The following is a 12197-nucleotide window of genomic DNA, read 5'->3' on the forward strand; positions in this document are numbered from 1 at the left end:
GCTAAGGAGTGACACCATGCAACCGTCAGCCCCTACCTCCGCTTCCGCCGACCGCCACATCATGCGGCGGGATGAGGTGGAACAGAAAACCGGCTTCAAACGCTCACACATCTACAACTTGATGAAGGCTGGCCAGTTTCCCCAATGCCGGCGCATCGGCACTCGCGCTGTGGGCTGGGATTCGCTCGAGATCGAGCAGTGGGTGCAAGACCGTCTCTCTACCGGGGAGAGATCATGAAAGTCTTCTCGTTGATCTCGACCAAGGGCGGGGCTGGCAAAACCACGGTCGCCGCCAACCTGAGCGGCCTGCTCGCCGATGCGGGGCTGCGGGTGTTGATGTTGGACTTGGACAGCCAACCGACGCTGTCCAGCTACTACGCCTTGAGTGCACCGTGTGACATCGGGTGCTACGAGCTGATCACCGATGGGCTCACGGGTGCAGAGCAGGTCATCACGGCAACAGTCATCCCGCGGCTGTCGCTAATCGTTTCCAACGACCGAGCGGGTCACTTGAGCACCCTGCTGCTGCATGCCACCGATGGCCGCCTACGCCTGCGCAACCTGCTGCCGACGTTCGCCGATCAGTTCGATGTGATGATCGTGGATACCCAAGGTGCCCGCAGCGTAGTCGTGGAGATGGCCGTGCTGGCTTCCGACTGCGCCTTGTGTCCCCTTCCTCCGGAGATGCTCGCCGCGCGCGAACTTCGTCGTGGCACGCTGGGGCTGTTCGAAGAACTGGAGCCCTATCGGTATTTGGGTGTGGCACTGCCGTCGGTGAAGCTGCTGCTCAACCAGGTCAATGCCAACCGCCGCGACACCCGTTTGATCATGCAGAGCCTGCAGAACACCTTTGAAGGTGATCCGCATGTCAGCGTCTGCGACACGGTCATTCCGGACCGAGTCGCGTATCTCAACGCGGCGTCGCTGGGGCTGCCGGTACACCGTGTCGAAGCCACGCCTCCAGCCGGTAGCCGGAGCCGCTGCGCAGCGGCTGTCATGACCAGCTTGGCGCTCGAGCTGTTTCCAGAGTGGGCGGACCTGCTCTGCCGGGCGACCGTGAGAGGTCGCCGGCAAGCTCAAGCCCATCGCAGTCGGCTGGCCGGGCACAGTTAATCGGAGGATGCGAGATGAAACCGCCAACCTCCGAAGACGTCACCCGGCAATTGCAGCAGGCCCACTTTCCGCAGAAAAGCCGTGAGCAGCCAGCCAACCCGATCGGTGAAACAGCAATGGTCGTGACGCTGGAGCAATTGCGGCCTTACGAACTGAATCCTCGTGTGGTGCGCAACCCGCTGTACGACGAGCTCAAAGCCTCCATTCGCGAACGCGGCCTGGACCATCCTCCTTCAATCACACGCCGGCCCAACGAGCAGCACTTCATCATTCGCAATGGCGGCAACACTCGCCTGAGCATTCTCGGCGAGCTGTGGCAGGAAACCCGTGAGGAGCGATTCTTTCGTCTCAACTGCCTATACCGCCCCTGGCAATCTGAATCGCATGCCTTGCTCGGGCATTTGGCCGAAAGTGATCTGCATGGACAACTGACGTTCATCGAGCGGGCGTTGGCGGTCGCGAAGCTATTGGACATGTTCCAGCAGCCCGGCGAGGCCCTCAGTCAACGTGAGCTCGCCACACGGTTGAGCAAGGGTGGCTACCCAATTTCTCAGTCGCATATCAGCCGCATGTTCGATGCGCTCGAGTTTCTCCTACCCTCCATTCCCCAGGTGCTGTATGCAGGCCTCGGTAAACCCAACATTGAGCGCGTATTAACCCTGCGACGCCGAGCCGAGTCGACCTGGAATCAGTATCTAGGTGAGCCCCAGCAGTTCGCGCTGCTCTGGATGGAAGTGCTATCCGCCTTCGATGACGAGAAACCCGAGCTGGATGCCAGCGATCTGCAGGATGAGCTGATCGCGAAAATGGCTGTGTACCTGAACCAATCGCCGCGCGTCCTGGCGCTGGATATCCACCAGGACAGCCGTGCGCTGCCGAACTTCACACCGCCAATGCCGAGCCTATCGCAACAAGGCGCAAACCCTAGCCCAACACCTCCAGCGGACCAGGCTATTGAGGCAGCGAAAATTCCTGAGGCGCAGAGCGTTGATCCGGACGTAGCCAGTGTTGGAGACAGTCCCAACCCGGAACCGCGGTTGCCGCATATCCTGCAAGCACTTGGAAGCGAATCGTCCGAGGCTAGGCATTCTGAGATCGGCGATTCAGACCCAACCACCCCATGTGCGATAAACAACCGTTCTGGGGCAGTCTATGACATCAACGGCCTGCGTGAGCGCTGTGCCGAGCTGGCCCAAGGCCTCGCTACTTACGCCGATGCCGACGACTTGGTGTTGCGGCAATCAGAGGGTCTCGGTTTCAACCTTTCTTTGGACCAAGGCACGCCCCTCACGCCTCGACACACGGGCATCCAACTGCTGCTCTCCGCGCTGCTGCGCCTGCAGGATGACGTGGCCTGGGCGCAACGCCAACAGTTACCCGCCGCCCTGTTTGGGCAATTGCTGATTGGCGCTTACGACCTTCCGTTCGCCGAGCGCCCAGCCCTGACCATTGGCCTCGAGCGCTTGCCAGACGAACAGCTTGAGCAGCTGTTTGCCCTGATCCGCCATGCTCGGCAGCTGATCGATACCACGCTGTCGACCCTTCGCTAACGTGAGGAGCCACCTCATGACCACGACTTTCAACCTGTTGAACCATGCCATGTTAAATCAGGTGCTGCATGAGCTGCGCCACGGGCGCTTGCAGCGCTGCAAAGCGCTCGGCCTGGCAGATGAGGACATTGAGGTGCTGCAATCGCTGCCGCCGACCACGCTGTCGCAGCTGGCGCATTCGACGATCAGTTGGGTAGAGATCAAAGTCGATACCACCGTGCTGCGACGACTTATCGCCCAGGCCGAGCGCGACGAACTAAATGAGCGGTTGATCAACCGGGCACTGAAGCTCGGCGCCAGCTCAAGCATCATGTACCGCTGCTTCGGCCTGGACCATTCGGAAACCGCCCTGCGCCGCCGGGTACTGAAGATCGAAACCCACCGCGGTCGACCGGTACAACTCACTGAGGCGCAGGAGCATGCGGTGTGGAACCGCTGGAGCCAGTTGCGTGAGGAAGATCCGGACAATGATCCACTCGACGCGATGATGATGCTCGCCGAAGAGCAGCACATCAGCCTGACGCTGATCTGGCAACAGATCGAACTGTACGGAGGTGCCCCATGCTGAGCTTCTACGAGGTCGACTGGCAGGACGTCGTGCGCCAGTGCTACGACGCACTCCGGCGGCGCTTGGAATGGCAGGCCGCCCAGGCAAAACTGGCAGAGGCCGCTGCTGCAGAGGCTCCGGTACGCACGATCTACTACGGCGACAACGATCCTTTGCCAATGAAGCTGTTGCTCGACCGCCGCCTCACGCCGCTGGAACGCAATACCTGGCAGGTGCTGCGCTGGCTGATCACCGAGCGTAAGGTACAGACACCCCGGTATCAGGACCTTCAGCCCTATCTGGCCACCAGCCCGTGCGGTACCCAGGCCTCCCGTGAAACGATCGCCCGGGCGCTGAATGTCTTGCGCACCACCCGCTGGCTCAGCCTGGTCGAACGCTCGCGGGATGCGCAGGGCTGTCTACGCGGCTGCGTCTATGTACTGCACGGAGATCCGTTGACGGCGGCCGAGCAGCTCGAGCTCGACAGTGGCTATCGATCCCTGCTGCTGCAGAATCTGAACCACGCCACCAAGGGCGTCAGGGATGTCAGCGAGCATGTGATCGCGGAAATTCAAGCCGACTCTAAGGTCGCGAGCGCCGACAAAGCCTTCCTCGCGACGCCCCCGGCCGCGGCTCAGCAACACTTGCTGCCGCTGACAAACGCCGACGCGGCGCATTCCGAACTCGGTGAAGGCCACCCGGTTCGGAATCTCACGGCCCCGGAAACGGATTCCGAATCCTGCGGCAACCCCCCGATTTCCGCTGCCGTTCGGAATGCCGACGACGGCCGTACAGTACAGAAAGACAAAAGCAAAAAAAGTACAGTACTGGCGCACGTGGAGTTCGGACGAGCGCGCTGGCCAGAGGATCTAAAACTGAGCCCTGCCGAGCGGCGCATGGCCTCTCAAGCGATGCGCCCGCTCGAGCCGGAACAGCAACAAGCGGTAATCAACGAGGCGGCGGTGCGTTGCGCCCGTGGCGAGATCCGAAAACCAGTCGCCTATCTCATGGGGTTGATCAAGCGGGCGTGCTGCGGCGAATTCAACCTATGGGCCGCCCGCAGCGATACGACTGCCCCAAAGCACACACCTCGGCGCCCGCCAGCCGCTGTGTCGGAACCTGAACCACTTCGCGAGCGCCGGCAGCCCGGCGAGCAGCGCACCGCCTCGCCACTTGCCCTCGCCTGCCTGGAAGAACTCAAACTGCGCTGCCGCGTCCCCGCTGCATCGACCTAGCACCGGAACACAGTGGATTTGATGCCTAGTGTGATCAAATCCAGAGACGTCCACTGTTTGAAAATGCGAGCCCAGCACCTTCGCGTTGATCCACGCCGAGTGCGATGACACAGCTCATCGTCTGCCTCACTTCAACGGCGAGGAACTGGCGATGGTCGACCACTACCAGCTCAACCTGGGCTCACTGCGCAGCAGCATCACGCTCACCCTGCACACTCATCATGCCGCGCGTTTGTGGCAGGGACGCGCCGCCCGCGAGGGCGTGCATGGCATCCTCGGCATGGCCGGCTACATCAGCGTGACCAACCTGCTCAAGCAGGCCAGCAGCCAGGACGATCCCTTTGCCGACTGGTTCATGCTGCAACTCGAAGACAAGCTGCTGCAGGCGAAGGCTGATCTGCAGACGTTGACCCAACAGGTCAGCCTAGTGGAGCGCGACCTGCCCACTCAGGTCGATGTCGGCGACAACCTCAATATCCATCCGGTGACCCTGCCGCTGTTCATCGGCAGTCAGCTGGGCTTTCTCGCCGTCTACCTGCTGACCGATTACGACACGTTGGTGCGGCGTGTATTGCTGGCGCACCACACCGCGCTGATTGGCCGTGGCGACATGGAGATCTGGATCGACCACGGTGCGCACCTGCTGCGCAGCGTATTCGGCCTGGCCCAGCGCTACCGCCTGGCCGGCGTCAGCCGCGACGACGTGGCGGCCAACAACGCCCGCGCGCGGGAGGCCGTCGACAAGTTCGGCTTACCCCCGCAAGACGTCCTCGAGGGCACGCGCCGCTCCCGCTTTGCTCCGCCCATTCTGCGCCAGGCGATGGATGCGAGTCTGGCCACACCACCGACTGAGGTCGCCGACGAGCCCTTGATCGTGCCGCCTGTGCCGGAAGGCGGTGACGCATGACCCTAGCCGAAGCCATCGCGCGGCGCCTTTCAACGGATGCGTATCGTCAGCTCGAACAGGGTGCCTCCCTAAAAGGCCTTTTAAAGCCTTTTAAGGGTAAGGGGGAACTGCAGCAGTTCGCCGAATCGATCCTGCGCCTGCGCACCCAGGTCGCCGGGCTGATGGCAGGCATGCTGGCGATCGTGGCGCAGCCGCCTTTCACGCTTCTGGACCTGCGGTTGGTGGTGCAGCACAGCGCAGCCGGGACGGATTTTCTGCGCTGGCGCAGCCGTGACTTCAGCCGCATGGGCGCCGAGGTGTGGAAGCAGGCGATGGAGCAGCCGCACCTGGCACCTGCCGTGCGCGAGGCGCTGCACCAGCTGGAGGTCAACCGAGTGGTACTGAACCTGCAAATGAGCAGCCTGCACTCACTGCACCGCCAGGCCTCGGCGTCCGCTCACCAGTTACTCGACGCCGAGGTCGCCCTCGGCCGTTCCGTTTCCCCCCACCCGGAGTCAATCCCATGAGCACGTTATTTGTTGGTGAAGGCAACATCGGCAGCGTCCCCGAGTTCCAGGAGTTCAACACCAACCCTGAAGAACCGCGTCGCCTGCTGCGGCTCAACGTGTATTTCGACAACCCAGTACCGCGTGACGGCAACTACGAGGATCGCGGTGGTTACTGGGCCCCGGTCGAACTGTGGCATCGTGATGCCGAGCACTGGAGCACGCTGTTCCAAAAGGGCATGCGTATCCTGGTCGAGGGCCGTACGGTCAAGGAGGAGTGGGAGGACAGCGAGGACAACGCGCGGGTGACGTTCAAGGTCGAGGCCCGGCGCATTGGCATCCTGCCCCACCGCCTGGCGTCGGTGACCATGCGTGAGAAGAGCCAGGGCGGAGGCAAAGACGACGGCGTCAGCACTGGCCGTAAACCCGCGAGCAAGAAGAGCCCGCGCAAGTAGGGTGATGTGTGGTACTCGGTGGACTGGCCGAGCCAGCGTGCATCTGGTCAGAACGGGCACCCACCGAGCGCGGCACACTCTGCAGGTGGTCGCTCAATGGCGCGATGATGACGCCAGCGTACTATGGGCCAGCAGCAACGAGGCCTGCTCCAGGTGTTCATCCAAAGCACGGAACGCGCGCCAGTGTTCGGGGCTTTCGCGCAGCCACGCCTCAAGCCGGGTGCGAGCATCGGGGTTGTCCGGCTCCAGGTGCGTGGCCAGCAACAACTCATACGCCTTCAACTGCAGAGCCTCGGCCCCACCGTCCTTGCTTCCGTTCATGTCCCTACCCTCCACGAGAGTTGGCAACTGCACTTTACTGGGGTGATACGCCTCATAAGGTTGATAGTCAACCTTATGAGGCGTTCATATGCGCGGGTTGATGGTCAACCATATGGGTCGAATTGGAGAACGCCCCATTGCCCGCGAAGAAGCCTAGCCTACGCCATCATATTGGCCGCCAATTGGCCAAAGTCCGCACTGCCTGCAATCTGACGCAGGAAGAAGTGGGCGTACGGCTGAACGTAACCGGCGAGGCAATTTCCCGCATGGAGCGGGGCCAAGTCGACCTGTCAGTGAGCAAGCTGCTACGGTTGGCGGACATATACCAATGCACGGCAGACGAACTGTTACTGGCCGCGAGCAGCCGGCCTCTCGATCAAGGGCTGGTGATCGCTGAACTGCTGCAAGACCTGAATGAAGCCGATCGGCTATATGCCGTGGAGAACTTGCGCCAACTGGCCACCCACCTCGCCCAGCGCTGATCTGCGCACTCCACTCACGTTCCCTTTAGGCTGATCGCTGAAGTGATCTGCGCCCATTCGGCTTTCCGCTAGCCTCGCCTTCCCACCCCGGCACGCTGTTATGAACCGACTGGGAGTGCCTGCTCATGCGTCTGTTCATCTGTGAAAAACCTTCGCAAGCGCGCGATATCGCTCGCGTGCTCCAAGCCACGCGGTGCGGCGACGGCTGCCTGGTGGGGTCGGGAGTGACAGTGACCTGGTGCGTTGGCCATCTGCTGGAGACCGCGCCACCGGAAGCCTATGGCGATCGCTACAAGCGCTGGACCCTGGAGGATCTGCCCATCATCCCCGGGCAGTGGCAAGTCGTCGTCAAACCGAAGGTGGCCAAGCAGCTGAAGGTTATCCAGGGCCTGCTGCAGTCATGCTCCGAGGTGGTAATCGCCACAGACGCCGATCGCGAGGGCGAGATGATTGCTCGCGAAATCATCGAGCGTTGCGAGTACCGCGGTCCGATCCAGCGCCTGTGGTTGTCTGCCCTGGATGAGGCATCAATCCGCCGAGCCTTGGCCACCCTACGCCCAGGTGAGCAGACCCTGCCGCTGTACCACTGTGCACTGGCGCGATCGCGGGCTGACTGGCTGATCGGCATCAACCTCAGCCGCTTGTTCACCCTGCTGGGCCGACGTGCCGGCTTTGACGGGATACTGCCGGTGGGACGGGTGCAGACGCCGACGTTGCGCTTGGTGGTCGAGCGCGATCGCGCCATCGCCAGCTTTGTCCCCAAACCGTTCTGGACCGTTGAAGCCACGTTGGAGGCCGACGGCACGCACTTTCGCGCACGATGGCAACCCCCGGCGAATGCCTGCGATGACAGCGGTCGTTGCCTCACCGAGACCGCTGCGCAGGAGGCCGCCGCACGACTGGAGCACCGAGCCTCGGCACAGGTCAGCAGCGTCGAGGTCGAGGCCGTCCGCGAAGGTCCACCCCTACCCTTTGACTTGGGCACCCTGCAGGAAGTCTGTTCCGCCAAGCTGGGCCTGGGCGTCCAAGAAACGCTGGCCGCTGCGCAGGCGTTGTACGAGAACCATAAGGCCACGACCTACCCACGGACCGACTGCGGCTTCCTGCCCGAGAGCATGCTGAATGACGTGCCCAAGGTACTGCGAGCCCTCGCCGCCGCATCGCCGGCCTTGGCGCAGTGGTTGAAATCGGCTGACCCAGCGCGACGGTCGCGCGCCTGGAACACGCCCAAGATCACCGCCCACCACGGCATCATCCCCACCGCCGTGGTCATCGACCTGACGCAGTTGTCCGAGCAGGAGCGCGCCGTCTACTCGCTAATCCGCGCCCGCTACCTGGCCCAATTCCTCCCTGATCATGAATACCTGAAGAGCCAGGTGCTGCTGCAGGCGGGTCAGGACCGCCTGCTCGCCCGCGGCAAGCAGATCCAGGTACGCGGTTGGAAAGCCGTGATCGACGAGCTCGGTGACAGCGATCGGCCAGAACCCAGCCAACCGCTGCCCACGTTGCACGAAGGCGCTGACATCACGCTGCTGGACGCTGCGGTCGCGGCCCACCTGACCCAGCCGCCGAAAGCCTTTACCGAAGGTACCCTGGTCAAAGCGATGAAGACCATTGCCAACCAGGTGGACGATCCGCGTCTCAAGCAGAAACTCAAGGACAGTATCGGCATTGGTACCGAAGCCACCCGCGCGGCGATCATCCAAGGCTTGATTGATCACGGGTACTTGCAGATAAAAAGGCGTAGCCTGGCGGCATCGGCCGCCGCGCACACGCTGATTGAGGCCGTACCCCGGGAGGTCGCCGACCCTGTGCTGACCGCCCTCTGGGAGCAGGCGCTGGACCGTATCGAGTCAGGCCAGCTCAGCGTCGATACCTTCCTCGCCAAGCAGGCGGCATGGCTGACTCAGCTGGTGCAGAACCACCGCTCGCTCACGCTGCCACTGCCGCCACCGAAGGGCCCAAGCTGTCCGGTGTGCCGCAGTGCCATGCGCCAGCGCAAGGGCCGGACCGGAGACTTCTGGTCGTGCACGCGCTACCCGGACTGTAAGGGCACGAAGCCCGTGGAGACGAGCAAGCGCCCGGTCAGATCCAAGTAGCGGTGGCGCCAACGCTTGACGTCGACCGGCGGCGCTGCTGTAGTGGGACTGCCCATCGCCCCTGGCGATCCCAGACCGATTCGCTCCGGGCAGCTCGGTCAGACTCAATGAGTTCGGAGCCCTCTTCTCCAGCGCTCCCTGCGCAGACTTTACGTCTTCAGCGTCTGACTGAGGCGGATGACCCGCGCGGCTTGCTCCAGGCCGCAGGGGTCATCCGCTTCGGCGGCCATGCTCAGCCCCGGTGCCCGCCGGCGAAAGACTGGGCACCTTTTGTGCGCGGATGCGTGCCAGTTGGTTCCGACCCAGGCCACGACAAGGGTCGGTTGATTGCGCGGAACGACAGCTTGAGGTTTGCGATGACTTGGCTGTCCGGATACGAGTCAAAGGTGGTCCCTCTCCTCTTAGCCTGATGACCGTCGGGCTATTTTTTCGCCGTCATTAATCCACTGAGAACCACCCACTTCCGCTTGCTCAGACCGCCTGCAATCCTCGGTTGACGCGCCTTTGGCAGCGTTTTATAGATGAGTTGCACTCCGCTGTCGTTGACAGCCCCAGGCAGCCAGGACCTTCAAGGCTGCGCCCGCTTTGGGTGGTTCTCCCCAAGTGCGACTCGCGCTCGGCAGCTCGCACGGTCATCGACCCGTCGATGATGAGCGCCCTCTACACCGATCACGTTTTTGCACCTCTCCCTTGCGGATCTCACCAGCCGCCAGGGCCGGTGGATGTCCGCGTTTCTGCTGAACAGGAGCTCCATCATGACTACTGCAAGCAATAACGCCCCCACCACCTACTTCAACCTGCACACCCAAGGCATCGGTTACCTGAACCGTGTTCGCGAAGTCCCTGTTCGCCGTGGGCAAGCGTTCATGGCCTGTGACATCGCAGCCTTGCACGGTGCCTCGGACGACGTCGAGTACACCCGCTTCGACTGCAAGGTCGCCAGCGGCGAAGCCGACCGGCTGATCCGTGAGCACCTGGAAGACGTCCGCGCGGAACGCAAGGTACTCATCGCGTTTCGCATCGGCGATCTTTGGGTCGATCCGTTTCTGTACGAGAAAGGCGAACGCAAGGGGCAACCTGGCGCCAGCCTCAAAGGCCGCTTGATCTTCATCGAATGGATCAAGGTCGATGGCCAATTCAGCTACCGTGCGCCCGCCCGCACCGACGCTACCGCCGCTTCTGGGGGGGCTGAGCACGCGGAGGCAGATGGAGATAAGGTAGACACTGACGGTGACTCCGATCAAGGTCAGCCAACTCCGACCACCGCGCGTAAACCCACCGCAGCCCGTCAGTCTGCCTGAGGCAGTTTGACTCCAATTGCAGGCGCTCCAACGAGCGCCTGTGACTCATCTATGTCAGAGGTCACCATGGAGAGCTTCTGGCTCTGTGAGGACTGCCTGCAGGCGTTTGCCTATGACGACTTCAGCGCGCTGTCGCTTTACTACAGCGGGGCTGAAGTCGAACAACGCATCTCCCATATGTGCACCGAACTGCAGGCCCTTCTGCCCCTGAGCGCCGATTTCGATCCGCGCACCGGCGCAGGCATTCAGGCCTTTTCCACCCATCCCTGCGAGGGCTGCCACAGCCCACTGCACGGTTCGCGTCATCGTTTTACACGTCTGTAACTCACCTCTCTCATCTGCCTGGGGCTCTCCCCCAGGGGCGCTCCGTCTCCCACGAGGAATTGCCCATGAACACTACCCAGAATCGGGTCGAGCGTCTCGACTCTGCATTGGCCCAGCGTGCCCGCGAGGATGCGCTGCTGACTGAAGCGCTGGAATTGCTGGATCAACGTTATTTCCAGCGCGGCGAACAACTGATCGCGCCGTGCGATGCAGCGTCCTATCTGAAATTGCAGCTTGCACCCTATCACCATGAGGTTTTTGCGCTGCTCTGCCTGGACTCGCGTCACCGCGTGCTCAGCTTCGACATCCTCTTCACTGGCAGCATCGACGGCGCCTCCGTGTATCCGCGACAGGTCGTCGTCAAGGCACTCGAGCACAACGCCGCTGCAGTGATCTTCAGCCACAACCACCCCTCCGGCTGCTCGGAGCCGAGCAGCGCCGATCGGGTGCTCACTACTCGCCTGATCGAGGCATTGGCCTTGGTTGAGGTGCGTGTGCTGGACCACATCATCGTGGGCGAAGGCACACCGCTGTCGTTGGCCGATTACGGCTGGATCTGACCATCCTAACCATCTGGAGGGTCACCGCCTGTACGGGGTGACCTTCGCATTTTTTGGAGCGCCATCATGTCCACACCTCTTCGCAATCCCTTCCTCCGCGGCTTCCAGGACCTGAGCTACGAACGCGTGGTGCAGATCAGCTATGCCGACGATTGCCCGCCCTGCTACCGATCCCTTCACCCTGCGCTACATGACCTGCCGGATGACGGCATCAATTTCCAGCCGTGCCTATTCGATGATGACTTCGCGGTGATTACTGACGGCGAAAGCGTGCCCGAGTTTGTCCGCATGCGGTGCCCTGCCGACGGCACCGTCAGCCAGGTGCTCTACCAGGTCACAGGGCTGCACCATGGCCGCCGGCGACACGTCAGCGATCTCCCCAGCGAGGAAGCTGCACAGCACTTGATCGAGCAATTGTCCTTTGCCACCGGGCATTACAGTCGCAGTTGGGAGATCAACAGCGCACACCTGCCTGCAGAAGAGTTCGAGTTTCTGCAGGTGTGCGCCTGGTGTCGTTCACCGTCCGGCTTCTTCGAATGTTTCGTGCTGAGTAGCAACAACGCGGTGGGCTGCAAGCTGTACTCGACGCCCTGGCTCAAAAACATTACCTCGGGCGGCACCTACTGCAGCACCGAGGAAGTGACTGCACGTCTGCGCGCAGATCACGTGCCACCGGTGCTGCTGCGCCTGCTGTTGCTGGCCGGTGAGGCCGACACCCGCCTGCTGATCTTCGACCCTGATGCAACGCCGCTTTCCGAGTTACCCATGTTTGTCGAAGATTGACCTCAAGGCGCCTCCGGGCGCCTTTTTCATGGTTG

The 12197-nt window shown here is 62.2% G+C and carries 15 protein-coding genes; 14 read left to right on the top strand and 1 reads right to left on the bottom strand.

The window, feature by feature from the left end; genetic code table 11:
* Positions 1-16: 16 nt before the first annotated feature.
* From IAE37_RS11375 to IAE37_RS11410, 8 genes are all read left to right on the top strand, one after another.
* Positions 17-238 carry an AlpA family transcriptional regulator gene (locus tag IAE37_RS11375; RefSeq protein WP_201173474.1) on the top strand — a complete coding sequence of 74 codons (222 nt, stop codon included), beginning with the start codon at positions 17-19 and terminating at the stop codon, positions 236-238.
* Positions 235-1113: a ParA family protein gene (locus IAE37_RS11380; protein WP_201173477.1), complete on the top strand. Its 879-nt coding sequence runs from the start codon at positions 235-237 to the stop codon at positions 1111-1113. Before IAE37_RS11375 ends, IAE37_RS11380 begins: the two co-directional genes overlap by 4 nt.
* A gap of 14 nt (positions 1114-1127) precedes the next feature.
* Positions 1128-2663: a ParB family protein gene (locus IAE37_RS11385; RefSeq protein ID WP_201173479.1), complete on the top strand. Its 1536-nt coding sequence runs from the start codon at positions 1128-1130 to the stop codon at positions 2661-2663.
* 16 nt (positions 2664-2679) lie between these two features.
* Positions 2680-3231 carry a DUF2857 domain-containing protein gene (locus IAE37_RS11390; protein ID WP_201173481.1) on the top strand — a complete coding sequence of 184 codons (552 nt, stop codon included), beginning with the start codon at positions 2680-2682 and terminating at the stop codon, positions 3229-3231.
* The gene (locus tag IAE37_RS11395; RefSeq protein ID WP_201173483.1) at positions 3225-4445 is read left to right on the top strand and encodes an STY4528 family pathogenicity island replication protein; all 1221 of its coding nucleotides are present in this window, start codon (positions 3225-3227) and stop codon (positions 4443-4445) included. The genes IAE37_RS11390 and IAE37_RS11395 overlap by 7 nt, the downstream gene beginning before the upstream one ends.
* 151 nt (positions 4446-4596) lie before the next feature.
* Positions 4597-5352, top strand: a complete 756-nt coding sequence (locus IAE37_RS11400) for a PFL_4669 family integrating conjugative element protein (RefSeq protein WP_201173485.1) — start codon at positions 4597-4599, stop codon at positions 5350-5352.
* Positions 5349-5858 (top strand): DUF3158 family protein, encoded by a 510-nt coding sequence (locus tag IAE37_RS11405; protein WP_201173487.1) that lies wholly within the window; start codon positions 5349-5351, stop codon positions 5856-5858. The genes IAE37_RS11400 and IAE37_RS11405 overlap by 4 nt, the downstream gene beginning before the upstream one ends.
* Positions 5855-6292, top strand: a complete 438-nt coding sequence (locus IAE37_RS11410; RefSeq protein WP_201173489.1) for a single-stranded DNA-binding protein — start codon at positions 5855-5857, stop codon at positions 6290-6292. The genes IAE37_RS11405 and IAE37_RS11410 overlap by 4 nt, the downstream gene beginning before the upstream one ends.
* A gap of 93 nt (positions 6293-6385) precedes the next feature.
* Here IAE37_RS11410 and IAE37_RS11415 read toward each other — a convergent pair whose 3' ends face one another.
* Complete coding sequence (locus IAE37_RS11415) at positions 6386-6613, bottom strand: hypothetical protein (protein ID WP_201173490.1); 228 nt, start codon at positions 6611-6613, stop codon at positions 6386-6388.
* Between the two features lie 137 nt (positions 6614-6750).
* On the opposite strand from IAE37_RS11415, the gene IAE37_RS11420 reads away from it, so the two are divergent.
* From IAE37_RS11420 to IAE37_RS11445, 6 genes are all read left to right on the top strand, one after another.
* Positions 6751-7095 carry a helix-turn-helix domain-containing protein gene (locus tag IAE37_RS11420; protein ID WP_201173491.1) on the top strand — a complete coding sequence of 115 codons (345 nt, stop codon included), beginning with the start codon at positions 6751-6753 and terminating at the stop codon, positions 7093-7095.
* Between the two features lie 125 nt (positions 7096-7220).
* On the top strand, positions 7221-9194 hold the full coding sequence (locus IAE37_RS11425) for a DNA topoisomerase III (protein WP_201173493.1): 1974 nt from the start codon (positions 7221-7223) through the stop codon (positions 9192-9194).
* Positions 9195-9949: 755 nt separating this feature from the next.
* The gene (locus tag IAE37_RS11430; protein WP_201173495.1) at positions 9950-10495 is read left to right on the top strand and encodes an STY4534 family ICE replication protein; all 546 of its coding nucleotides are present in this window, start codon (positions 9950-9952) and stop codon (positions 10493-10495) included.
* 66 nt (positions 10496-10561) lie between these two features.
* A complete protein-coding gene (locus IAE37_RS11435; protein ID WP_201173497.1) occupies positions 10562-10819 on the top strand; it encodes a hypothetical protein in 258 nt (85 codons plus the stop codon).
* A 65-nt stretch (positions 10820-10884) separates the two neighbouring features.
* The gene (locus tag IAE37_RS11440) at positions 10885-11379 is read left to right on the top strand and encodes a JAB domain-containing protein (RefSeq protein ID WP_201173500.1); all 495 of its coding nucleotides are present in this window, start codon (positions 10885-10887) and stop codon (positions 11377-11379) included.
* 66 nt (positions 11380-11445) lie between these two features.
* Positions 11446-12162, top strand: a complete 717-nt coding sequence (locus IAE37_RS11445; protein ID WP_201173502.1) for a DUF5983 family protein — start codon at positions 11446-11448, stop codon at positions 12160-12162.
* The last annotated feature ends 35 nt before the right edge of the window (positions 12163-12197 follow it).

Origin of the sequence: Pseudomonas sp. S31 (genome assembly GCF_016648105.1) — a bacterium.
Taxonomy (GTDB): Bacteria; Pseudomonadota; Gammaproteobacteria; order Pseudomonadales; family Pseudomonadaceae; genus Aquipseudomonas.

Bases quoted from the DNA above. Each gene is read 5' to 3' on its own strand.
- IAE37_RS11375 (WP_201173474.1), top strand. From the start codon at position 17: ATGCAACCGTCAGCCCCTACCTCCGCTTCCGCCGACCGCCACATCATG.
- IAE37_RS11380 (WP_201173477.1), top strand. From the start codon at position 235: ATGAAAGTCTTCTCGTTGATCTCGACCAAGGGCGGGGCTGGCAAAACC.
- IAE37_RS11385 (WP_201173479.1), top strand. From the start codon at position 1,128: ATGAAACCGCCAACCTCCGAAGACGTCACCCGGCAATTGCAGCAGGCC.
- IAE37_RS11390 (WP_201173481.1), top strand. From the start codon at position 2,680: ATGACCACGACTTTCAACCTGTTGAACCATGCCATGTTAAATCAGGTG.
- IAE37_RS11395 (WP_201173483.1), top strand. From the start codon at position 3,225: ATGCTGAGCTTCTACGAGGTCGACTGGCAGGACGTCGTGCGCCAGTGC.
- IAE37_RS11400 (WP_201173485.1), top strand. From the start codon at position 4,597: ATGGTCGACCACTACCAGCTCAACCTGGGCTCACTGCGCAGCAGCATC.
- IAE37_RS11405 (WP_201173487.1), top strand. From the start codon at position 5,349: ATGACCCTAGCCGAAGCCATCGCGCGGCGCCTTTCAACGGATGCGTAT.
- IAE37_RS11410 (WP_201173489.1), top strand. From the start codon at position 5,855: ATGAGCACGTTATTTGTTGGTGAAGGCAACATCGGCAGCGTCCCCGAG.
- IAE37_RS11415 (WP_201173490.1), bottom strand. From the start codon at position 6,613: ATGAACGGAAGCAAGGACGGTGGGGCCGAGGCTCTGCAGTTGAAGGCG.
- IAE37_RS11425 (WP_201173493.1), top strand. From the start codon at position 7,221: ATGCGTCTGTTCATCTGTGAAAAACCTTCGCAAGCGCGCGATATCGCT.
- IAE37_RS11430 (WP_201173495.1), top strand. From the start codon at position 9,950: ATGACTACTGCAAGCAATAACGCCCCCACCACCTACTTCAACCTGCAC.
- IAE37_RS11435 (WP_201173497.1), top strand. From the start codon at position 10,562: ATGGAGAGCTTCTGGCTCTGTGAGGACTGCCTGCAGGCGTTTGCCTAT.
- IAE37_RS11440 (WP_201173500.1), top strand. From the start codon at position 10,885: ATGAACACTACCCAGAATCGGGTCGAGCGTCTCGACTCTGCATTGGCC.
- IAE37_RS11445 (WP_201173502.1), top strand. From the start codon at position 11,446: ATGTCCACACCTCTTCGCAATCCCTTCCTCCGCGGCTTCCAGGACCTG.